Raw genomic sequence first — 22,220 nt, 5'->3', positions numbered from 1 at the left:
CCTTTTGTACCGTCCGTTAAATCGGGCGGTACTTTTTTTTGCTAAGAGTGCTTGAAAGAGAGTGAGTGTAAATCTCTCTCAAATGGAGATGTAAATGATGAGACATAAAACTCTTAGCGGTTGAAACCTTCTAAATTCTTGAAAATTCCAGCTGTTATCGATAGGATAAGAACAGCAACCAAACAACAGGGAAGTAGACGAACTTAACCTTTTGCCGTTCGCTATTGGATAGGAGAATATCATGTGGAACCGTAATTTTACTCAGTATTTGTATGTATTTTATTTATTTGTTTTTCTATTGGATGTGATTTACCTTTTCTGGTCTAATTCTTCCCTTTATACCGTAATTGGCTTGTTTGCAATTGTAATGATTGTCATTAATTTTAAGGAAGCCGATCGTGTATTTAAAATACTTGGCATCATCCTTCTATCCGCGGGGGCAGTTTTCTACTTATCTAGCAATGAGTCTATCACAAAAATCCCCTCCTTTTTTGCGGGGAATATAGGATTGCTTTTTCTTATATCGATGCTTCCATGGATGAATACCGTTGTTAAAGCGGGGAGATATAATAAGCTACTACAAACGTTACTTGGTGGCAATGTGAAAGGGATGGGAGAATTATATGTGCGTGGAGAAGCGACTATGGTTTCTCTCGCTGCATTTTTAAATCTATCGTCCGCTACCATTTCTCAAGACCTATTAAAAAAACAGTTGAAGAATGCTAACACAAACGTTAGAAATAGCTTTATAGCAAGGTCTACTTTGAGAGGATACTCACTTGCTCTGTTATGGAGTCCGTTAGAAATATTGTTAGCTACTTCGATTTTCATTACGAATGCCAATTATTTAGAAGTATTACCATGGATGTTACTTATTGCTTTTCTTGGTTTTGCGATCGATTCGAGTATTGGAAAAATCATCTTTCGAAACGAAGTCGTTGAAGAAACTGGGGCTTCTACGAATTTGAGAAGAGGGAGTCGGAAGAAGTTAATTCAATTTATTCTGGCGCTTGTACTGTTCTTAGTCGTTGTTGTATTTTTAACCAATGTTGTTCAGTTTAACTTTTTGTTTGCTGTAACGATCGCTCTGTTCCCGTTTGCTTACATTTGGGCGGTACTCCTGAAACGAAAAAGAAGCTTCCTTAAAATTGGCTGGCCAACTTGGAAAAGACAAACCAATCATTTACATAATTTTATTGTCTTACTACTAACACTCTCTTTTTTTACAGAAACGTTAAATGGTTCTCCGTACTTACGGTATTTACAGGACCCTCTTGTGGCATTAGAAGGGCATCAAGTTTTTATCATGCTTTTCATTCAGGCAACTTTTCTTATCATGACACTATTAGGTGTCCATCCCATTGCAACAATGGGAATCTTTGGTGGGGTAAGTGAACTATTATTAAACACTTTTCCTTCTGTGACGTTAACGCTCCTGCTTGCAAGTAGCGCGATTGCTACCGTTCCTTCGGCTCCTTATGGGCTTATTGTTACACTCACTTCAGTTGGATTAAAAATGAATCCATATAAAATCGTCTTAAAAAACATCCCATATAGTTTGATGTGTGGCTTTATTGGCGTTTTGATCGCTTATCTCACTTTATTTCTTTACTAGAATCATTGTGAAGAATAGGAGGTGCAAGGTGAAGTTTCAAAAGCAGTTTGTGCAATCGGTTCGTCTTTATTTTAAGGAAGAAGGAGAAGCATGGCTACAGGAGTTACCTGGAATCATCCATTATTGTGAACAAAAATGGTCAATGAAAATGGAAAAACCTTACCGTCTCTCTATTAATTATGTTGCCCCTGCTAAGCTTAGGAACGGAAAAGAAATAGTGGTGAAAATTTGTATACCAGGAGCTGACTTTCTTAATGAGCTAGAATCACTACGTTTATTTAAACATCAGGGGATAGTGAATGTCCTTGACTATGAAATAGAAAAGGGAATTATCATTTTAGAGAAATTGTCACCTGGATATACGTTAGCTGAAATAGAGGATGACGAAACAGCCTGTTATTTAGCAGCGCAAGTTGTTAGAAGGCTATCCTTTCCTGCTCCAAGAAACACTCGAATTCAAACGACGAGAGCAAGGGAAGAAGAGCTTCGAGATACGGTCAATCGTAATGAGAAAGGATACGGTCCGCTTTCCCAACATTTGCTCGTAAATGCACTAAGCATTTTTGCTAAGCTGAATAAAACAATCGCTCAGTATAAGTTGCTTCATGGAGACTTTCATCATTATAATGTACTGGCTTCAGAACAGGGAGATTGGGTTGCGATTGATCCAAAGGGATTAATCGGTGAAGTAGAGTATGATTTGATCCAATTTCTTTTAAATCGTCTTCCTGATAAAGGGGTTTATGAAGTAACGAAAAAGCGGATAGAAATTTTAACAAATGAACTGAACCTGAATCTAGAGCGATTGTTTTTGTGGGGATATTGTCATGCCGTACTAGCGACAGTGTGGACAGTCGAAGGCATGAGTTATAATAGCTGTTTTTATAGGATGATTTCTATTTTTGAGAGACTATATTTTGAATATTACGGAATTGGAATAGGGTGTTATGTAGATTAAGTAGTGATACACAATGTTGCTTCTATTTAAAAAGGCTCAGAGCGATACGCTCTGAGCCTTTTCGATCGATGAAAATGTAAATGATTATTTTTTAGGTTTAAAAGGCCACCAAATTCCTTTACCGAATGAGACAACAACAGCAGGAATTAGAAGTGGTAGAACGATTAGGCCGTAAAGAAGTAAGCCAGTAATGACAATGGTCGCAATTTGCATTAAGCTAAGAACGCCTGAAGGCATCATGGCCCCGAATGTACCGGCTAGGATAATAGCGGCCGTGATGACTACCGTACCCATTTTTGCCATAGAGCGATGCATTGCTTCCCTAATCCCAATGGAAGCTTCTTCGTTAAAACGGTCGAGTAGGAAGATGGAGTAGTCGACACCTAGTGCAATTAACATTACAAATCCAAAGAATGGAACTGCCCATGTGATGCCATCATAGCCTAGTAGGTTAATAAAGATTAACTCCGATATCGCCATTGACGTAAAGTATGTGAGTAACAGCGAACCAATCATAACAAGTGGCATGATCATGGAGCGGAAAAGGATTGTTAGAATAATAAACAAACCGACAAGCATGATAATGACTGTTCTAGTAAAATCACTTGTTGAAATGTCAGATAGGTCACTGTTAATACTTGCTACGCCGTTATAAGCGACAGTTGCATCTTCAAGCGGCGTACCGTCAATCGTTCGTGATACTGTTTCTTTAATTTCTCTTACAGTATCAATAGCTTCCGTAGAATAAGGATCTTTCTTTAAAATAACTTCAAGTGTTACCGCTTTTTGTTCATCGAAGGCATAGCGATCGATGGCAGGCTCAAATTCTTCGTCTTCAAGGGTTCCATCTGGAATAAATACACCTGTATCCCGAAGAGCTTTCGAATTACCCATATCGGTCACGATGTCTGCAGCATCTTGTAAGCCGTTCTTTATTTCATCAAGACCATCAATGGATGAACCCACACCTTTAGATAGTTCAGTAATGCCACCGCTTAGCTCAGACGCCTGACCAGCCTGACCTTGTAGATCCGAAGAGGCGCCAGCGAGGCCCTGTTGGATTTGTCCGAGCTGTTGTTGCACCTGCCCAAGCTGTTCGGAAGCAGCAGCAACATTTTGCGATTGTTGAAGCCCTGCGGAAATAGAGCCAAGTTGATCGTTAATTTGCCCCAGTCCATTTACGGCTTCTTCAAGTCCACCAGCATTACTGCTAGAAGGAATTTGGTTACTAATACTATCCAATCCATTTTGAACTTCGGTTAGGCCGTTTTGAACATCATCGATGCCATTCGTTGCTTCGTTGAGCCCATCCCCAACTTGTGCAAGTTGTGAATCAACATAAAGATCATCAATCACATCTCCTGCTGGTCTTGTAATGGACCTAACGGAATCAACGTTATCATTTTTCTCAATTTCTTTACTAATTGTTTCGATATAAGGAAGATAATCTTCTGTAACAATATCTTGATCCTGCTGAATGATCACTTTAACCGGAAGTGAATCACCTTGGCCGAACCCTTCCTCAATTGCATCTAGTCCTTTAACAGATTCATAGTCACTACCAATCTCGTTTACTGTATTAAACGACAGTTGATCGTCGTAAGTGAAAAGTAGTGGAACCATAATAACAGCGACAACGAGCATAGACCAAATGGGCTTGTTAATAGAGAAACGACCGAACGAAGTCCACAGTTTACTATCTTTGTGGGACGCTGATTTCTTTGAAGGCCAGAACAACTTATCTTTTAATAAGGCCATAAAGAATGGCACAAGCGTAAAGAGGACGAGCATAAGAATCGCGATTCCTACAGCAACCCCAACAGCTGATTTAAATATCGGGAAGTCTGCAAAGCCAATCGCTGCGAAACCGATGAATACAGCTAATCCACTAATTAATAAGGTACGGCCTGCTGTTTTGTACGTATTCACAATCGCATCTTCTACAGAATGCCCTTCAGTTAATTCTTCTTTATACCTGCTTAAGAGGAGGATACAATAGTCTGTTCCAATCCCGAACAGGACGGCAACGAGAAAAATCTGAGTATAGTTGGATACAGGAAAGCCGATCCAATCAATTAAAAAGGCTACGATTGATTGACTTAAGAGATACGTAACCCCTACTGCAAGTAAAGGAATGAAAGGGGTTGTAATCGAACGAAAAACGGCCAATAGTAGAACGAAAATCAACACAACAGTAATGATTTCAGTACGTTCAAGTCCTTTTTGAGCACTTTCATTCACATCGTGATTAATAATGGATTCACCTGTAAGGTAAGCGGTCGTATTGTCTGGAATTAGATCCTGACGAATATGATTGGCGAGTTCATTCACTTCATCGTCTGTTCCATCGACTGTAATGGGAAGAAGAATGGTTTGTTCGTCATCTGAAACAAGTTGATCAGACATCTCTTCACTTTCAAATGGATCAAGTACTTCTTTTATGAGTGAACCTTCTTCAGCAATTTCTTTTGCAATTGAAGAAACTTTTTCTTTAGAGTCCTCATTTACTGGTTCATTGAAGGTAAAGACAAGTGAAATGGTTTCATCGCCCGCACCAGCTTCCTCAAGAATGTCTGCGGCTATTTTTGAATCTGCATTTTCAGGTAATTGAAAGGTTCCAGCATCTTCAGCCTGTTTCGTAAGGTTAGGGGATAAAACAAATAGTACGGCTGTTAGAGCAATAAGTGCAATGGCAATTGGCCATTTGAATTTTAAAATTTGTCTCATTTTGCATCTCCTTCTGCTTTTAAAATTGAACTTAACTTGCGGAAAATACGAAGGAATTCGTCGATTTCCTCTTCATGAAAATCGTTTAAAACAATATTCTCGACATGTTCATAGATCACTTTATCAAATAAGTCGACTACGTCATTTCCTTTTTCAGTAAGCGTAATCGATTTCCCTCTTAGGTCCTCTTCGGAATCAACTGTGACCACAAGTCCTTTCATCTCAAGTTTTTTATAACGGTTTGAAATAGCGCTTTTGTGAACGCCTTGTAAAGAAGCGAGCTTCCCAGGTGAAATACGACCTGATTTAGAAATAATTTGAAGCATCTGAAGCTGCTCTGAAGAATATTCTTCAAATAGTTGATGCTCAAAAGAACGAATAATTCGTTCTGTTCCATACATGATTACTTCTTCGAAAAGCTCAACGGCTTCACATAACTTCTTATTCATTTACCATTCCTCCACTAGTTTACCCTCTAAACATTATTAGTTTACCCTCTAAACTATGGTTTTTGCAACTATTTAATACGCATGAAGTGTGAAGGTCAGTGAAAGGGAGTATTTCAAGATAACGTTTTAAGTTAACGATAAGGTGGAGCGGAAGAATAGGTCTCATTTTAAATAACTTTCAATAAGATCAGTAGGGTATGTTGAAATTCTGTTTCTGTTCACTGATTTTCTTTTTCAATACACGAGAAATCTACCAAATGATAAAATAAAATGTAAATTTGCAGAATTTTGGCACAATATGTATTGCATAATACGATCGGCGGTATTATGATTAAAGAAACCATCGCTTGTTCGCTAAAACGAAAGGGAGGAATGAGAATGAAGAGTACTGGTGTTGTTAGAAAAATTGATGAACTAGGCCGAATTGTCATTCCAAAAGAACTCCGACGAACTTTAGATATTAACGTGAAAGATCCAATTGAAATCTTCACAAGTGAAAACAGGGTGGTCTTACAAAAGTATCAGGCAGATATGGCATGTATGGTTACTGGAGAGATATTAGACGAAAATCAAACATTTGGAAATGGAAACATTGTTCTTAGTCCAGAAGGAATGGCGCTTCTGAGAGAAGAATTGGAAATGAAGTTAGGAAAGAAAAATGAGGAAATACTTAAAGCGAAATAAGTGTTATCTGTAACACCCTTCCAAAGGAGAAGGGTGTTTTTTGTTAACAGTAAGTTAATGAAAGTTGTTGGATATCCAATAGAATAGCTGAAAATTTGGGGGGGTTATCATATAAGCTAATATACCTTCTAACAATTGAGATTCTTTATAAAGATCATATAGGATAGCGCGGGAACTTTTCTACTAATGTAGGTTAAAATGATAAAAAGATAAGCGTGGCTAATAACGTAATTTCAATAATAGCTCTCTTAAATGAGGATCTTCCATCATTGAAGACCCAAATTTTCTTGTAATTTCAGTTAATGCAATATCATGATAGAAGAACTCTGTGAAAAAGGTAACTAGTGGTCGTGATTTGGTGTGAATCGCCTGCCAGCTTGTATCTTCAATTCCGGCAAATAGAACGTCCTCATTATCTACAATAACAATACGACTCCGCTCTAACTTTTGGTGAGCGCTGTCGGGAATTAAAGTTGTTACATTTTTAAGATTAGAATCTATCTCTCCAATTGAATGTAATTCAACGATAACGCCTTCAGCTTCTTTTTCCGCAAGCAAGGAGAGGTGTTGCTCGATATCATCGGCCCAGCCCGAAAAGATAATAGAGCTCGATGATTGTTGAAGTAACTCTGAGACAAGGGAATGAATCGACTGATCTTCTTTAAGTGTCCAAACGCGATCATCTGCTTGCTTCTTACGAGTTTGAATTGATTTTAATTGTGTAATATTTTCGTCGAAATCACTTTTAAGCTTGGTAATCGCTGAATCAATTGGAAGAGCGGTATAAAGTCTTTTTTTCTCAGTGGTTGATTCTAACACCATCCCTTTCTCAATCATACGACGGATAACGTCATAAACCTTGGAACGAGGGACACCAGAACGTTTTACAATAGCCGTGGCATCCAGTGCTTCATCTATTGTAATCAGTGCTTCATAGACTTGACTTTCATATTGAGTAAATCCAAACTCTTGCAGCATTTATCGATTCTCCTTGCTTCATCTAATCTTTTCTATAATGATAGCACATCAACTGACCAGTCAAAAGCGTCCTTCATTTACCTATTGCCTTCCATCCTAAAAAGAGTTACTCTTTTAGTGGTAACTTAATAAGAGAGGTGCAAGAGGTAATGAATAAACGTGTTTACTTACTTACGATTGTTTCATTTGTAGTAGGAATGGTGGAATTAATTATAGGAGGAATTCTTGATCTTGTAGCAGAAGATCTTCAAATAAGTTTAGGGAAGACAGGTTTATTAATTAGTGTTTTCTCTATCGTATTTGCATTAATGGGTCCAGTTCTACTTTCTGTAACTGCAAAGATAGAACGGAAAAAATTGATGCTATTCTCACTCGTTATTTTTTTAATAGGGAATCTAATCGCAGTCATTAGTACAACGTTTAGTCTGTTAATGACTGCGAGAATCATCTCGGCGGCAAGTGGTTCTCTTCTTGTTGTGCTATGTGTCACTATTGCTTCAAATATAGTAAAACAGGAATATCGCGCAAGAGCTATAGGGGTTGTATTTATGGGGATTAGCGCTTCTCTAGTTTTGGGAGTGCCAATTGGATTAATGCTTGGAAATGCTTTTGGATGGAAAGCGCCTTTTGTTTTAATCCTAGTTCTCACACTGTTATCAATGGTGGGAGTTACCTTGTTTATGGAGAAGATTCAGCCTAAACCCGCGATTCCACTTCGAAAACAGCTACAAACCCTGAAAGATAGCCGTGTATTTTCAGCACAGTTAACATCCTTAATGTTTTTAACAGGTCACCTAACTCTTTATGGATATCTAACGCCGTTTCTCAAAACAACGCTTGGATTATCAGGAAGTTGGGTAAGTATTGTTTATCTGATCTTTGGAGTGGCTGCAGTTGCCGGGGGCGGACTAGGTGGAATGGCTTCAGATCGATTTGGAACAAGACCAACAATACTTATATCGATTATGGTTTTTGCTGTTGCAATGTTTATTATTCCCTTTTCAACTTTCTCCTTTCCGGTCTTTCTTATCATAATGGTAATTTGGAGTATGCTGAGCTGGGGGATCACACCTGCACAACAAAGCTATTTAATTGAACTTGCGCCAGAATCATCTGATATTCAACAAAGCCTGAATAATTCTGCTCTTCACCTCGGAATTGCACTGGGCTCCTCGGTTGGAGCTTTTGTCATTGAAAACAGTTCAGTTGAAATGAATGCCACTGTTGGAAGTGCCTTTATTTTACTTTCACTTGCTGCCGCGGTATTTTCTATGAAGAGAGATAGCAGGAAAGCGTCAACGCAATTGAACAATCAAGCAGGTTAGTTGAGATTAAGAATTGATTTTGAAATAATATGGATAGACAATCCAAAAGGAGAGTTTACTCATGAATGTATTGGTTATTGGAGCAAACGGCCAGGTAGGTCAGAAAGTTGTTAATCTACTTGATAATAACAAAGACCATTCCTTAAAGGCGATGGTCCGAAAGAAAGAACAGGCGGATGAATTAGCAAACCGCGGAATTGAATCAGTAGTAGCGAGTCTTGAAGACTCAGTCGATACCATTTCTGAGGCTATGAAAGGGAGCGACGCCGTTATTTTTGCTGCTGGTTCTGGTGGAAGTACTGGATCAGATAAAACATTATTAGTAGATCTAGATGGAGCAGTAAAAACGATCGAAGCAGCTGAAAAACTTGGCATTAAGCGTTATGTGATGTTGAGTGCACTTCAAGCACACAACAGAGAAAATTGGAGTGAGGCATTATTGCCATACTACGCTGCAAAACATTACGCTGATAAAGCGTTAGAAGCAAGTTCATTGGACTATACTATTGTGCGCCCAGGTGGTCTTTTAAACGAAGAAGGAACTGGCAAGGTGTCAATCGCTGAGAATCTAGGACGTGGATCGATTCCACGTGATGATGTAGCTGAGGTTATCGTGTCTACACTAATGAAGCAAAATACGATTCGCCGATCTTTCGATTTGATTTCTGGGGATAGCTTGATTACTCAGTCAATAGGATCTCTATAATAATAAGGTAACCGATTCTTTATGCGAAAGAATCGGTTTCCTTACTTTTTCTTATTTAAAGAATACAAAATGCTGTTGAGTTTACGGTAAGAGATCTTTACAATATGTATTGAGTACATAAATCTTTTCATCTAAAAGGAGTCTAACTATGGAAAAAGTATTGATTTTCGGACATAAAAATCCTGATACGGATACGATCACTTCTGCTCTCGTTTATGCCGATTTAAAAAGGAAGCTTGGCATGAATGTAGAGGCAGTCCGCCTTGGTGCAGTCAATGGAGAAACACAATACGCATTAGATCAATTTAATGTGGAAGCTCCACGAATGGTTCAAACCGTTTCGAATGAAACAAATGAGGTTATTCTTGTGGACCACAACGAACGTCAACAGAGTGCTGAGGATATTGAAAATGTTCGGATTCTAGAAGTGATTGATCATCATCGCATTGCGAACTTCGAAACAGCTGATCCTGTTTATTACAGAGCAGAGCCGGTTGGTTGTACAGCAACGATTCTAAATAAGTTATACAAAGAGAAGAATGTTCAGGTTGATAAAAACATAGCTGGTCTTATGCTTTCTGCGATCATTTCTGACTCTCTTCTTTTCAAATCACCAACATGTACGGAGGAAGATATAGCTGCGGCTAGCGAACTTGCTGAAATAGCAGGGGTAAATGCCGAAACATATGGTCTTGAAATGCTTAAGGCTGGGGCGGATATGAGCAGTAAAACGCCTGCTGAACTGATCTCTCTTGATGCGAAAGAATTTGGTATGGGAGATTCTAAAGTGGAAGTAGCTCAAGTTAACGTTGTTGATACTCTCGATGTTCTTGCTCGTCAGGATGTGGTTGAAGAGGAAATGAGGAAAACGATCGAAGCTAAGGGTCTTGATCTTTTCTTACTTGTTGTAACGGACATTCTTACAAATAACTCAACGGCTTTAGCACTAGGTAAACAAGCAAATAAAGTCGAGAAGGCTTTTGATGTCACATTAATTGAAAACCTTGCTATACTTGAAGGCGTTGTTTCTCGTAAGAAACAAATCGTTCCTGTTCTAACAGAAGCGTTTACAGCTTAATGATCGTTCCAAACGTGGACAGATCCTAAGGGATCTGTCCACGTTTTATTCATTTATTGTGAAAAACATCATAAAAGTCATACTAAATATACACATCAGAATTTATGAAGCTGCTTTCTAATAGGTTCATAATCAAAAAGTTTTCCTTCGTAAATTAGTAACAGCCTTTCGCATTTGCGAAAATCATCTGGAGTGACAAGTGCTGGAAGCTTGTCCCAAAGTTGAATGCCGGAACGATGAAGAACTTCAGCAACAAATTGAGAACAAAAATAAGAATTACTAAACTCAATAGGTTCATTTATTGAAACCCCCAGAACGCCGAGAATATTGTACAAAAATCGCTGTTTGTTTCGAATGAATATCTTTAGCAAGCGCTTCATTTTGTGCACATCACGTTCTGTTACGTTGAGTTCATAGATCACACATGTCGTCTTGGGGTATCGACGGTATGTTCCCGTTAGAACATCCTCTTTCACAAATCCACCATTTAGAGGATTGCCAGGTTTTTTTCTTCCAAAGCTATACATATCATTTAATTCTTCATCGAAGGCAAGTGATGCATGATTGTAAGGAGCTTTAGTATATTTTTTAATCGATTTTGTAAAGAGCGTACCGGTATCAGAAAGTAAAATATATATTTTTTGACTCATCATGGCATCCTTATACATTTGACGTTTACTCTCATTATACATAAATAGATTGATAAGGAGGTACCTCTTCTGGAAAGCACAATATGGATATTGGCAACTATTTTAATAGGTCTTTTATTTGCACAGGCTGTTTTTCTTGTTGCGAAGAATAAGCAGCCAAACAAGGACTTTACGGGACTATCGTTAAAAGTAAAAACGTGGTGGGGCATGTTTGTTGTTTTTTGTCTTGCCACACTATTTAACCCAATTGTTTCCTTGTTTTCTTTAATGATATTAAGCTTTTTCGCATTAAAAGAATATTTCTCAATGATGAAAACTCGGAAAGCTGATAGAAGGATTTTTCTATGGTCCTATGTCGCTATCCCACTCCAATTCTATTGGGTCCTAATCGATTGGTATGGAATGTTCATTGTGTTTATACCAGTTTATGTTTTCTTATTGCTACCGCTTCCACGTATTATAGGAAAAGGGACGCTAGGTTTTCTAAGATCAGTTAGTTCGACTCAATGGGGGTTAATGCTAATGGTTTTTGGTCTAAGCCACCTTGCCTATTTCCAAATAGCTAGCCCAATTTATGGAGCCAAATTAGTGTTATTTCTTGTATTGCTAACTCAGGTAAATGATGCAGTTCATTACATTATTTCTCTTTATGTAGGCAGGCGTAAAGTCGTTCCATCCTCCAATCCTTATCTTACCTTAGAAGGATTTTTATGCGCAATTATCGTCACAACAGCACTAGCCTATACGTTATTTCCTTATTTAACGCCTTTTGGTACGTTGTTTGGAGTTTTATCAGGAGTGCTAATCAGCGTCGCTGGCTTTCTTGGTAGTCTAACAATTTCCGTGCTGAAAAGGGACCTCTTACTTGGTGACGATCGAAGAATGAAAGCTTTGGAGGGAAATTACTTAAATAGAGTGGATAGTCTTGCATACACATCACCTGTTTACTTTCATGTAATTCGGTACTTTTTTGATTTTATGTAAGTAAAAGAGCATGTTTCATACAGCGAGGAATAATATTTTAGCTTGTCGTTATTGAGAAGGCGACAAAATAAAGCACGACAGCAGAAAATACCGCGGTCGTGCTTTACATTTATTCCCCTAGCAAAGATAAGCCACCATCGACAATAATCGTTTGCCCACGAATCATACGTGCTGCTGGAGTTGTTAAGAAATAAGCGGCATCTGCCATATCTGTAGGCTCTACAAGGCGTCCTGCTGGATTTCTTTCCTTAGCAGATTCTAATAATTCCTCTCTGTTTGGAAAATGTTTAAGAGCGTCCGTATCCACAGCGCCACCAGAAACAGCGTTCACGACAATTCCTTTTGGTGATAATTCAACAGCGAGATAGCGAGTAATCGCTTCTACGGATGCTTTAGATACGCCAACAGCAACATAATTTGGAAGCGCCCTGATTGAACCAAGACTCGATAGGGCTACAATCGCTCCTCCACCATTTTTCTCCATGATTTTAGCGGCTTCTTGTGCAGCAAATAGATATGCTTTAGCATTGATGTTCTGTGTCCAATCCCAATGACTTTCTTCTATTTCCATTAGAGGTCTCATAACACCTGAAGCGGCATTGTTAACAAATACATCAAGTCGACCAAATATTTCTTCTGTTTCATGAAATAAAGAAGTGATTTGCTTCACTTCACCAACATTTGCTTTAACGATATGTACTGTAATGCCATATTCGCTTTCTAATTCTTGTTTTGTTTGTTCCGCATCTTTCTTCTTTCTCATAAAGTTGAGAACAAGGTTGTAGCCTTCGGAAGCAAATTTTCGTGCTATTGCTTTACCGATACCTCTTGTTCCGCCTGTGATTAGCGCTACTTTATTACTCATCATAAGTCACCTCTTCAATATTTACTCCAACCTATCATACAGGAACAAGAAGCATGTGAAAAGTTTCGTGAAATCAAACTGAGGAGAATTGGTAGGAAAAGCTTTTAAGGTAGAGGGTGTATTCATTGGGAAAGAATACAATTATGATATACTTTCATCTAGAAACAAATTATGCTAAATAGTTGAGTAGAGCATGGAGATGAAAGTGAAAGTATTAAAATCAGTTTTGGTCAAAACTGCCAGTAAACTGTTTATTTAGGGAGCTGATTTGAAGAAAACTTTTTTAGGGAAATACTGGATGTAATGAGTCTCCTTGGTTTAGGGATCCAATACTTGAGAGAAGTGTTGGAGACAGAAATTATGTATAATTGCAGCTTTTGTTTTAGGGGAGGCATTATAAACTAAAAGCGCTTTCGTGGATTGGTAAGATGATTTTTTATGAAAAACACATCCAAAGTAGACTGAGTAACGTTAGCTATACATAAGCTTCCTGCCTCTTCAGGCTAGCGTCAGTTGCGATGAAAAGGAGAATGATATGAGAGAACTTAACGATGCCGAGCTGTATGTTAAGGTGCAGGCAAAGGATAAAGAAGCTCTCTCATCTCTTTACGATCGATATGAAAAGTTGTTATATTCTTTCTCATATCGAATTGTAAAAGATGGAGGACTTGCAGAAGAAGTTATGCAAGAAGTGTTCATAAAGCTATGGAAAGGGAAGGCCGAGTATAGTGCTGACAAAGGGAAATTCTCTTCTTGGCTCCTTACAATGACGCGGCATACGGCAATTGATTTGCTCCGCAAGCAATCAAAAGAGCCAGATTTTGAACTGGATGAACGAGACTCTCTTCATAGCGATGAATCTTCAGTGGAGGATCAGGTTGAATGGAAAGAGCGAGGACAGATACTTCGTACAGCTGTATCAAAACTTAAAGATGAGCAACAGAAAATAATTGAAATGTTCTATTTTAAAGGAATGACGCACAAAAAGATCTCTGAAGAGTTCGACCTCCCTCTGGGTACTGTGAAAGGCCGAATTCGGCTAGCGCTCAAACATTTAAATACCAGTCTCAGAGAGAAAGGAGGGGTCTCAGATGAAAGCAAATTGTGAGCAACTACTTGACTATTTTAATGAAACCTTATCAGAAGAAGAGAAAGAACAGTTCGAAACTCACCTTTTATCTTGTGAAGAGTGCAGAGAGGAGTTAAAGGAGCTGGAAGAATTGACAGGTGACCTTCCTTATCTCTCTATACCAGAAGAACCACCCGCTGGCATGAAAGATCGTGTTTTGACAAGTGTGTTTGAGAGCGATGCTGAAGAAGTAGGTAACAATGAAGTCGAAAATCCGGAAGAGAAACAAAGTAATACAGTAATAGATCTGCAAACAGAAAGAAAATCAAGACAGAGGAAGTGGGTAGCGCCCGCATTAGCAGCAGCACTTTTTCTCTCCCTTGGTGGAAATTTGTATACGTATATAAACGAATCTGATGGCGAGATAGATAATTCAGAACAAATTTCATCTCTCATCAAAGCTGTACAACTACAGCCAACTGAAGCAGAAGCTTCAGCAGGATCTGCAGCGCTTATGAACGAAGATGGTAAAATGAATTTAGTGGTACAAGTGAACGATGTATCAGGAGTTGAAGGTGATCAAGTGTATCAAGTTTGGTTACTTGAAGGTGAAAAACCATACCGTGCAGGCTCTTTTGTTCCGAATCAGGAAGGAAAAGGTGAGGTAGCTTATCAGGTGGATTATGAAGGTGAGCACGACTGGGATGCTGTCGCGATTACTCTTGAACCGGACAATACAAGTGAAACGCCTAAAGGGAAAATTATATTAAGTTCAGGTTTATAGAACACAAAAAGCAGAGACGTAAAATAATATGTACCCTATAGAGTAGACACTTAAAAAAAGTCTGCCCTATAGGGTACTTTTATGTATAATGAGGACAAATTCTACGATGGGAAATGATTATTAATGAGTAAGAAAGTATTCTCAGAGGAAGATGTCAAAACACTTGCCTCTAATAAATTTGTGAAATCAGTTAGTGAAAAAGGAATCACATACAGTGATGAATTTAAGCGAATATTCATTACGGAGTATGAAAAAGGAAAACTACCGAGTCAGATTTTTAAAGAAAATGGATTTGATGTCGATACTCTCGGACACGAAAGAGTACATTCTGCCGCGAGAAGGTGGAGACAGGGTTATAAAAACAAAGGGATTAATGGACTTACTGACACTCGTAAAGAAAGCTCCGGAAGATCCAAAGATAAGGAACTGTCTTTAGAGGAAAAATACAAACGTTTAGAAGCTCAAAATAACCTATTAAAAGCAGAGAATGATCTCCTAAAAAAGCTCGAAATGATGGAAAAGGGGATGGGAAAAAAGAGATAAAATTAGCTGCTTCTCTCAAGTTTGAATTAATCCGCCATATCATCCATGAGTATCAACTTAAAAATATGGTCCGATACTTATGTTCCGTAGTGGGTGTCTCACGATCTGGTTATTATCGTTATTTCACTGAAGGTGCTCGAAAGCGTCGAACAGAAAACGAGGCGCGAGACCAAGTTTTAAAAGACTGGATCCTAAAAGCCTATGCCTTTAAAAAGCGAAAAAAAGGGGCACGTCAAATCAAGATGACGCTAGCTAACCAGTATCAAATAACCTATAACTTAAAACGCATACGCAGAATCATGAAAAAATACGGAATCGTATGTCCGATCAGAAGAGCGAATCCCTATCGTCGTATGGCGAAAGCAACGAAAGAGCACAGCGTTGTACCAAACAAACTTGAGCGAAACTTCAAACAAGGCATCCCAGGGAAAGTACTTCTAACTGACATTACCTATTTGTTTTATGGAAATAAGAAGAAAGCGTATCTATCTACCATAAAGGACGGCTCTACGAATGAGATCCTAGCTTATCATGTGTCTGACCGAATTACGCTCGATCTAGCGACAGATACGTTAGTAAAACTTAAAAACAACCGTAAAGCAAAACTAGATGCGAATGCCTTTATTCATTCTGATCAAGGCTTTCACTATACTCACCCTACCTACCAAAAACAGCTAAAGAAATACGGTTTAGATCAGTCTATGTCTAGAAGAGGAAACTGTTGGGATAATGCCCCACAGGAATCTTTCTTTGGTCACTTTAAAGACGAAGCCTCAATAAAACCTTGTCAAACACTAATCGAATTAAAACGTGAAGTTAAGAGTTATATGATGTATTACAACCTGGATAGATGTCAGTGGAACTTAAAAAAGATGACCCCTGTTCAATACAGGAATCATCTTCTTAATGTTGCCTAGTCTTTTTTAAACTGTCCTTTACACAGGGTACATATTAAAATACGTCTCTTTTTTTTATATAATAAATAGAGAATGGCTGAATTATAGAATATAACGTAAAACAAATACAATATATGAAAGGGTTTTTAGTAAAGGAGTATGGGGTATATTATACTAAATTCTTATAAAAATTTGAAAATAAGTTCAGTTTTGCTTATGATTAGTAACGATGTGGTTATTATTTTAAAATATTTTTGAGATCCACATATTAAAAGTAGGAGTGGAGAGAATGAACAAAGTTACTAACGTTTTTTGGATAGGAATCGCTATTGCGATTGTCTTCGTTGGTTGGGGGGTGCTCATGCCAGATAACCTTAATCAGGTTATGACGGTATCCCAAAATTTCTTCTTAGATCAATTTGGTTGGTTTTATCAGCTTGCCGCAACTTTCTTTTTAATATTTGCAATTTATTTGATTTTTAGTCGGTTTGGGCATATCAAGCTAGGAAAGGATACAGATAAGCCTGAATATAGCAGGCTCACCTGGTTTGCTATGCTCTTTAGCGCCGGGATGGGAATAGGGCTATTGTTCTTTGGTGTATCAGAACCAATGTCCCACTTTTCTACCCCGCCATATGGTGAAGGAGGAACGGTTGAAGCCGCGCACCTTTCCCTTCGATATACATATTTACATTGGGGATTCCATGCATGGGCTATTTACGCAACCATCGCTTTAGCGCTAGCTTATTATAAATTTAGAAAAGGGGCGCCGGGATTAATGAGCGCAACGCTTTATCCACTATTAGGAGATAAAGTGAAAGGCCCTATCGGGATTACAGTAGATATTATTGCAGTATTTGCGACAATATTTGGTGTTGCCGCTTCTCTAGGCCTTGGGGCTCAACAAATTAACGGTGGTTTAAGTTATTTAACAAACATACCTAATAATTTCACAATTCAATTGATTATTATTGCGATTATCACTGTTCTTTTTACTGTTTCAGCAGGAACAGGAATAAAGAGGGGGATAAGGTATTTAAGTAATGCTAATATGGCGCTTGCTGTATTATTGCTTATCATGTTTGTCATTCTCGGACCAACAAAATTTGTGTTAGATTTATTTGTCACTACTTTCGGAGAATACGTTCAAAATATATTTGCTATGGGCATGAGACTTGCTCCAATGAATGCAGAAAGTGAAACGTGGATTCAAGATTGGACAATCTTTTATTGGGCATGGTGGATTGCCTGGTCTCCTTTTGTTGGGACATTTATTGCAAGGGTCTCGAAAGGAAGAACGATTAGAGAGTTTATGATAGCCGTAACAGTTGTGCCAACAGTCGTTTGTGCCTTTTGGTTTGGCGTATTTGGAGGATCTGGTATTTTCTTTGATTTTACTCAAGGAACAGATATAGCAGGTCAAAGTCTTGAGACGGGGTTATTTTTCTTATATGAACAACTTCCACTCGGTGGTATTTTAACTATCGTTACACTATTGTTAATCTCTACATTCTTTATTACATCTGCTGATTCAGCTACATTTGTGCTTGGAATGCAAACAACAAATGGAAGTTTGAATCCCCCGAACTATGTGAAATTTACCTGGGGATTTTTGTTATCAGCATCAGCGATCGTTCTAATGATTACGGGTGGACTTGAAAGTATGCAGACGGCTATAATTGTTAGTGCTTTCCCGCTTACAATTATTCTGTTATTTACGTGCTGGGGAATGATTAAATCATTTAATGAAGAAGTACCAAGAAAGCAACGTAGTATGGATAAGAAAGCCAAGTCCAAAAAAGATCTAAAAACGGTTTAAAATAAAACCTTTGGAGAACATTCTCCAAAGGTTTTTTAAATAGAGCTAGATACCGAGGAAAAGAAGATAAGCAATATGAGCGGTCTAACATTAACTTCCGATCAAATAAAAGCAGGGATGGAATACGCAATGTTGGCAGAATGAATCAAATTTCGCTATTATTAATGTATGTGGATTAAAAACGAGAAAACAATCATACAAAGCTGGTGGTCTCGTTTGGCTGCTACAGACCCCGGCAGGACTAGGTTACATCAAGCAGCAAGAATAACGATTAGCGTTTTTTCTTCCGTCATGACAATGCTGTGGTTGACCACAATACTTGGGATATCATTTACCCCAGCTATTCTTGCTGGGGTGGTAAGTCTTTTATCATTATTGCTTGTGAATGATGACACAGATAAAAAGAAAAAAATCACTGCCCTTTTGTTAGTAATTTCAAGTATTATTTGGCTAACACTTCGAACATTGCTTAGCTCTATTCCATTTGTTACGGATGGTTTGTTTTTACTTGTGATCTTTTTTGCTTACTACTTACAACATTATGGTTTTCGATATTTTGGACTATTTATGATTGCTTTTTTATCAATCTATTTTTCAACCTTATTGAAACTTCAACCATCCGATTTGCTCGGTTTTATCCTCGGAATTGTTGTCGGGGGAGCATACTCGTATCTTTATCACTTTATTCTGTTTAGAAATCGTCCTAAAAGACAGCTAAGTCGAAGTATGAAGTCGTTTCATATTCAAACAAATCTAACGCTAGATCTCGTACTTGATGCCATTGCAGATCCGACTCCGAATCGCTATAGAGCCTTGTTATTAAAGCGAGATGTAAGAAAACTTAATGAGTATGCACAGGTTATTTCAAGCCAATTAACAACGACTGATCCAGGAGAAGTCTGGAGTGGTATAGACGCTGAGCAACTTAGAATGTACGTCTTTGATGCAGAAATGTTAATTGAAACACTTTACCCAGCAGTTAAAAGAATGAAAGAACTTCATGCACTTGAACATAATGAAGTGAGAAAATTGCTATATAAAGTCGTTGAATCCATTAGAGACGCTGAGGTGTTACGAAGCCACGATATCGTTGGAAACTTAAAGCAAACACAGACCGTTATCGAAGAATTAAAAAATCAGCTGATCGAATTACGAATATCTAATCATCAAAATAAAGATTGGTTATGGTTAATTAGGAGAATAGAGTCGATTGCCAATCATCTTATTGAAAGTTCAAACGAACTCGGAGCTAGACGGATGGCAAATATTGAAGAACAAGTTCGATTAGACGATCCAGAAGAAGTAAAGAAAGAAAATGTTCAAGAAAGTGAAAAATCAAATCAACCAAGAGCAGCTACAAAGAAGGCGCTCCAAGCTATCGTAGCAGGCGCAGTGGCTATTTTCTTAGGTTATTTTCTTTCACCTACTCACCAGTACTGGGTTCTCCTCTCTGCATTTGTAGTACTTTTAGGAACGGATACCGTTGGAATGACGTTACAAAAAGCTTTTCAACGGTCACTGGGAACTATTTTCGGCGCGGTTGCAGGTTTTGGCCTGGCGCATCTTCTTGAAGGAAGGCTTGTCTTAGAGTTAATTGCATTATTTTGCTGTATCTTTATGGCGTTTTATTTGCTATCCATTTCGTATGCGATGATGATGTTTTGGATGACAATGCTAATCGCAATTATGTACGATTTTATCCTAGGTGGGATTACAGAACAGATTCTAATAGCTCGCGTGTTTGATACGTTAGCAGGAGCATTCATTGGCTTTCTAGCGGCAGCAGTGATCTATCCTAAAACTACACGTGAAAAGGTTGCAGATACTGCGGAAGATTTTCTTAATAAATTAAATGAGTATGTGTCGGATTATCTTGAATCCTTTTCACATACTGAAAAGAATTTTAATTTTACAAATCAGGCGTTTGGTATTGATGAACAAATGCGAAAAATCGTTGAAGATGCGAGGCCGCTTCGTAATCGACCTGCTATTCTTGCCCGATCAGGGATTGAACGCTGGTTAACTGTACTAACAGCGATTAATTATTTTGCTAAACATCTATTGGCTTCGACAAATCGAAATAACCGTTCAACTATCATAGAAGGATCAGAGAACACACTTTTCGAGGTTAATGAAGTGATTAAACATAATGTCCATACATTACTTAAACTATTAAAAGGTGAAACAGGGTTAACGATGTATAGTTTAAATAAAGAAAGAGAGCATATTGAAGGTCTTTCAGAAAAAGTTGAATATGAAGATGTAAATTTGAAAAAGTTTGTAAATGACCTCTATTATATATGGAGAATTAACCAGTCACTATTGATATTAGGGAAGGAACTTGGCTCAATAAAGAATAAAGAAGCATCTGATCATTTTAATACAAATCGTAACCTGGAGCAGTAACGCACCGGGTTATTTTTTTGTTGAGCAAAATGTTGATGGGGCGATTGAAACTAAGCTTTCATTCGAATAAACCAGAAATCAATACATTTAAATATAGGCTAACTAATCCTTAATGAAGTGACTTGAAGTGGGAGCTATGAAAATAAATCAAAAATGATTAGTTTATTAAAAGGTAGAGCGGGAATAGAGAGGTGTGACAGTATAATTTTAATTTAGGATTGACAATAGGAGGAAATATTCATGGTTAACAACAAGACTGTATTTATTACAGGCGCAGCTAGAGGTATTGGTTTTGAAATTGGTGAAACGTTCGCAGAGAATGGAGCAAAAGTTGTTCTATCTGACATAAATGAAGAAGGAACAGAAGAAGCTGCTCAGAAACTAAGAGATAAAGGTTATAACGCTATTGGTATTAAAGCAGACGTGACTAATGAAGATGAAATTAAACAAGCAATTGACCGTACTGTAGAAGAATACGGTCGCTTAGACGTGTTAATAAATAATGCGGGACTTCAGCACGTATCTGCATTAGAAAACTTCCCAACTGAGAAGTTTCGTATGATGCAGGATATTATGCTTACAGCTCCTTTCATAGCAACAAAGCATGTATTTCCAATCATGAAGAAACAAGGATTTGGGCGAATTATTAACATGGCATCTATCAATGGTGTCATCGGTTTCGCAGGGAAAGCGGCTTACAATAGTGCCAAGCATGGGGTCATCGGCCTTACAAAAGTTTCTGCACTTGAAGGTGCGGAACACGGTATTACAGTAAATGCCATGGCACCAGGATATGTTGATACACCACTCGTAAGAGGACAGATGGAAGATCTAGCGAAAGAACGCGGAGTAGAGCTAGAAAAGGTACTAGAAGAAGTAATCTATCCACTTGTACCACAAAGAAGACTTCTTGAAGTGAAAGAGATAGCTGATTACTCAATGTTTATCGCAAGTGATGCAGCGAAGAGCATTACAGGTCAAGCCCTTCTAATTGATGGTGGCTATACAGCTCAGTAAATTTAGATTTTACTAAAAAAATAAAAAAGCAGCGCTTTCTAATGAGAAGCGCTGCTTTTTTATTGATCGCTAAAGGCTATTTGAAGACCAATTAAAGCAAGCAATAAAGCTTTTGCAAGATTGAATTTTCTAGCTAGAGCATGATTTTCTACGACATAGAATGCGATTTTTCCTGCAAAAAAGCTTATTGCACTAAAGATAAGAAAGACTTGTAGAATGAAAACCCCTTCTAAAATTAACATTTGAAGAGCGGGTGAATTCGCCTGCTGGTTTACAAACTGTGGAAGAAGGGCGAGAAAAAATAAAGAGACTTTTGGATTTAAAATATTCATAACAATCCCTTTTCGATATAAAGAAAAATAAGGTCTGCTAGGTTGACTTAGGGGGGGGGGAGCTGCGAATCCGCTATCTTTAAAAGCTTCATATGCCATGAAAAGTAAGTAAGCTGCCCCGCGGTAACAATCGAAAAGGCGAGAGAGGATTGATAAAGGACGGCAGAAATTCCTAAGGTAGCAGCAATATGTACAAGTAGTCCTGAAGAGAGGCCAAGAAAACCATATCCTCGTGAAGTGATCCGTCAATTCGTCTCTCGATTTCAATTAGATGGTAGCGGGACATTGGCCGGAAAAGACCAATAACTTGACAGGTTTCTCATTAATGATATAAT

The 22,220-nt window shown here is 38.1% G+C and carries 19 protein-coding genes; 13 read left to right on the top strand and 6 right to left on the bottom strand.

The window, feature by feature from the left end; translation table 11 throughout:
- Positions 1-241: 241 nt before the first annotated feature.
- Complete coding sequence (locus AC0VYJ_RS13645) at positions 242-1,615, top strand: hypothetical protein (RefSeq protein WP_475365425.1); 1,374 nt, start codon at positions 242-244, stop codon at positions 1,613-1,615.
- Between the two features lie 28 nt (positions 1,616-1,643).
- Positions 1,644-2,573 carry an aminoglycoside phosphotransferase family protein gene (locus AC0VYJ_RS13640; protein WP_430246042.1) on the top strand — a complete coding sequence of 310 codons (930 nt, stop codon included), beginning with the start codon at positions 1,644-1,646 and terminating at the stop codon, positions 2,571-2,573.
- An 84-nt stretch (positions 2,574-2,657) separates the two neighbouring features.
- Here the strand turns inward: AC0VYJ_RS13640 and AC0VYJ_RS13635 are convergent, their stop codons facing one another.
- Complete coding sequence (locus AC0VYJ_RS13635) at positions 2,658-5,300, bottom strand: MMPL family transporter (RefSeq protein WP_430246044.1); 2,643 nt, start codon at positions 5,298-5,300, stop codon at positions 2,658-2,660.
- The gene (locus AC0VYJ_RS13630; protein ID WP_430246046.1) at positions 5,297-5,749 is read right to left on the bottom strand and encodes a MarR family winged helix-turn-helix transcriptional regulator; all 453 of its coding nucleotides are present in this window, start codon (positions 5,747-5,749) and stop codon (positions 5,297-5,299) included. Before AC0VYJ_RS13630 ends, AC0VYJ_RS13635 begins: the two co-directional genes overlap by 4 nt.
- A gap of 378 nt (positions 5,750-6,127) precedes the next feature.
- Here AC0VYJ_RS13630 and AC0VYJ_RS13625 point away from each other — a divergent pair, with 378 nt between their 5' ends.
- Positions 6,128-6,433 (top strand): AbrB/MazE/SpoVT family DNA-binding domain-containing protein, encoded by a 306-nt coding sequence (locus AC0VYJ_RS13625; protein WP_194222036.1) that lies wholly within the window; start codon positions 6,128-6,130, stop codon positions 6,431-6,433.
- Positions 6,434-6,652: 219 nt separating this feature from the next.
- On the opposite strand, the gene AC0VYJ_RS13620 is transcribed toward AC0VYJ_RS13625, so the two are convergent.
- Positions 6,653-7,411 carry a TrmB family transcriptional regulator gene (locus tag AC0VYJ_RS13620; protein WP_475365424.1) on the bottom strand — a complete coding sequence of 253 codons (759 nt, stop codon included), beginning with the start codon at positions 7,409-7,411 and terminating at the stop codon, positions 6,653-6,655.
- A gap of 149 nt (positions 7,412-7,560) precedes the next feature.
- Between AC0VYJ_RS13620 and AC0VYJ_RS13615 the strand changes: the two genes are divergently transcribed.
- The 3 genes from AC0VYJ_RS13615 (at position 7,561) to AC0VYJ_RS13605 (ending at position 10,520) form a co-directional block, all read left to right on the top strand.
- Positions 7,561-8,736: an MFS transporter gene (locus AC0VYJ_RS13615; protein WP_430246050.1), complete on the top strand. Its 1,176-nt coding sequence runs from the start codon at positions 7,561-7,563 to the stop codon at positions 8,734-8,736.
- Between the two features lie 61 nt (positions 8,737-8,797).
- Positions 8,798-9,442, top strand: a complete 645-nt coding sequence (locus tag AC0VYJ_RS13610) for an SDR family oxidoreductase (protein ID WP_475365423.1) — start codon at positions 8,798-8,800, stop codon at positions 9,440-9,442.
- A gap of 148 nt (positions 9,443-9,590) precedes the next feature.
- Positions 9,591-10,520 (top strand): manganese-dependent inorganic pyrophosphatase, encoded by a 930-nt coding sequence (locus tag AC0VYJ_RS13605; protein WP_430246054.1) that lies wholly within the window; start codon positions 9,591-9,593, stop codon positions 10,518-10,520.
- 95 nt (positions 10,521-10,615) lie between these two features.
- Here the strand turns inward: AC0VYJ_RS13605 and AC0VYJ_RS13600 are convergent, their stop codons facing one another.
- On the bottom strand, positions 10,616-11,170 hold the full coding sequence (locus AC0VYJ_RS13600; RefSeq protein WP_430246056.1) for a hypothetical protein: 555 nt from the start codon (positions 11,168-11,170) through the stop codon (positions 10,616-10,618).
- A gap of 99 nt (positions 11,171-11,269) precedes the next feature.
- Between AC0VYJ_RS13600 and AC0VYJ_RS13595 the strand changes: the two genes are divergently transcribed.
- Complete coding sequence (locus AC0VYJ_RS13595; protein ID WP_475367495.1) at positions 11,270-12,154, top strand: phosphatidate cytidylyltransferase; 885 nt, start codon at positions 11,270-11,272, stop codon at positions 12,152-12,154.
- Between the two features lie 109 nt (positions 12,155-12,263).
- Here the strand turns inward: AC0VYJ_RS13595 and fabL are convergent, their stop codons facing one another.
- Positions 12,264-13,022: an enoyl-[acyl-carrier-protein] reductase FabL gene (gene fabL / locus AC0VYJ_RS13590; protein WP_430246058.1), complete on the bottom strand. Its 759-nt coding sequence runs from the start codon at positions 13,020-13,022 to the stop codon at positions 12,264-12,266.
- A gap of 532 nt (positions 13,023-13,554) precedes the next feature.
- Between fabL and AC0VYJ_RS13585 the strand changes: the two genes are divergently transcribed.
- The 6 genes from AC0VYJ_RS13585 to AC0VYJ_RS13560 all read left to right on the top strand — a co-directional run bounded on the left by AC0VYJ_RS13585 (position 13,555) and on the right by AC0VYJ_RS13560 (position 21,553).
- Positions 13,555-14,127, top strand: coding sequence for an RNA polymerase sigma factor (locus tag AC0VYJ_RS13585; protein WP_194222029.1), 573 nt, complete (start codon positions 13,555-13,557; stop codon positions 14,125-14,127).
- Positions 14,111-14,872 carry an anti-sigma factor gene (locus tag AC0VYJ_RS13580; RefSeq protein ID WP_475365422.1) on the top strand — a complete coding sequence of 254 codons (762 nt, stop codon included), beginning with the start codon at positions 14,111-14,113 and terminating at the stop codon, positions 14,870-14,872. The genes AC0VYJ_RS13585 and AC0VYJ_RS13580 overlap by 17 nt, the downstream gene beginning before the upstream one ends.
- Before the next feature lie 123 nt (positions 14,873-14,995).
- A protein-coding gene (locus tag AC0VYJ_RS13575) for an IS3 family transposase (RefSeq protein WP_430241928.1) occupies positions 14,996-16,332 on the top strand; the annotation gives its coding sequence in 2 pieces (ribosomal slippage) (positions 14,996-15,380 and positions 15,380-16,332; 1,338 coding nt in all).
- Positions 16,333-16,600: 268 nt separating this feature from the next.
- The gene (locus tag AC0VYJ_RS13570) at positions 16,601-18,130 is read left to right on the top strand and encodes a glycine betaine uptake BCCT transporter (protein ID WP_475365421.1); all 1,530 of its coding nucleotides are present in this window, start codon (positions 16,601-16,603) and stop codon (positions 18,128-18,130) included.
- Positions 18,131-18,346: 216 nt separating this feature from the next.
- Positions 18,347-20,536 carry an FUSC family protein gene (locus AC0VYJ_RS13565; protein ID WP_475365420.1) on the top strand — a complete coding sequence of 730 codons (2,190 nt, stop codon included), beginning with the start codon at positions 18,347-18,349 and terminating at the stop codon, positions 20,534-20,536.
- Positions 20,537-20,776: 240 nt separating this feature from the next.
- Positions 20,777-21,553, top strand: coding sequence for a 3-hydroxybutyrate dehydrogenase (locus AC0VYJ_RS13560; protein ID WP_430246066.1), 777 nt, complete (start codon positions 20,777-20,779; stop codon positions 21,551-21,553).
- A 59-nt stretch (positions 21,554-21,612) separates the two neighbouring features.
- Here the strand turns inward: AC0VYJ_RS13560 and AC0VYJ_RS13555 are convergent, their stop codons facing one another.
- Complete coding sequence (locus AC0VYJ_RS13555) at positions 21,613-22,134, bottom strand: LysE family translocator (RefSeq protein WP_475365419.1); 522 nt, start codon at positions 22,132-22,134, stop codon at positions 21,613-21,615.
- Positions 22,135-22,220 lie beyond the last annotated feature (86 nt).

This window comes from Anaerobacillus sp. 63XJN7_5_ISO-PGPR-S23-430 (assembly GCF_056173695.1).
The sequence above is the reverse complement of the archived record's forward strand: the minus strand, read 5'-3'. Positions and strand labels throughout refer to the sequence as shown.

What these genes read in the sequence shown, in the direction of transcription:
- AC0VYJ_RS13580 (WP_475365422.1), top strand. Translation starts at nt 14,111, where the DNA reads ATGAAAGCAAATTGTGAGCAACTACTTGACTATTTTAATGAAACCTTA.
- AC0VYJ_RS13620 (WP_475365424.1), bottom strand. Translation starts at nt 7,411, where the DNA reads ATGCTGCAAGAGTTTGGATTTACTCAATATGAAAGTCAAGTCTATGAA.
- AC0VYJ_RS13625 (WP_194222036.1), top strand. Translation starts at nt 6,128, where the DNA reads ATGAAGAGTACTGGTGTTGTTAGAAAAATTGATGAACTAGGCCGAATT.
- fabL (WP_430246058.1), bottom strand. Translation starts at nt 13,022, where the DNA reads ATGATGAGTAATAAAGTAGCGCTAATCACAGGCGGAACAAGAGGTATC.
- AC0VYJ_RS13600 (WP_430246056.1), bottom strand. Translation starts at nt 11,170, where the DNA reads ATGAGTCAAAAAATATATATTTTACTTTCTGATACCGGTACGCTCTTT.
- AC0VYJ_RS13615 (WP_430246050.1), top strand. Translation starts at nt 7,561, where the DNA reads ATGAATAAACGTGTTTACTTACTTACGATTGTTTCATTTGTAGTAGGA.
- AC0VYJ_RS13645 (WP_475365425.1), top strand. Translation starts at nt 242, where the DNA reads ATGTGGAACCGTAATTTTACTCAGTATTTGTATGTATTTTATTTATTT.
- AC0VYJ_RS13585 (WP_194222029.1), top strand. Translation starts at nt 13,555, where the DNA reads ATGAGAGAACTTAACGATGCCGAGCTGTATGTTAAGGTGCAGGCAAAG.
- AC0VYJ_RS13560 (WP_430246066.1), top strand. Translation starts at nt 20,777, where the DNA reads ATGGTTAACAACAAGACTGTATTTATTACAGGCGCAGCTAGAGGTATT.
- AC0VYJ_RS13610 (WP_475365423.1), top strand. Translation starts at nt 8,798, where the DNA reads ATGAATGTATTGGTTATTGGAGCAAACGGCCAGGTAGGTCAGAAAGTT.
- AC0VYJ_RS13635 (WP_430246044.1), bottom strand. Translation starts at nt 5,300, where the DNA reads ATGAGACAAATTTTAAAATTCAAATGGCCAATTGCCATTGCACTTATT.
- AC0VYJ_RS13570 (WP_475365421.1), top strand. Translation starts at nt 16,601, where the DNA reads ATGAACAAAGTTACTAACGTTTTTTGGATAGGAATCGCTATTGCGATT.
- AC0VYJ_RS13630 (WP_430246046.1), bottom strand. Translation starts at nt 5,749, where the DNA reads ATGAATAAGAAGTTATGTGAAGCCGTTGAGCTTTTCGAAGAAGTAATC.
- AC0VYJ_RS13605 (WP_430246054.1), top strand. Translation starts at nt 9,591, where the DNA reads ATGGAAAAAGTATTGATTTTCGGACATAAAAATCCTGATACGGATACG.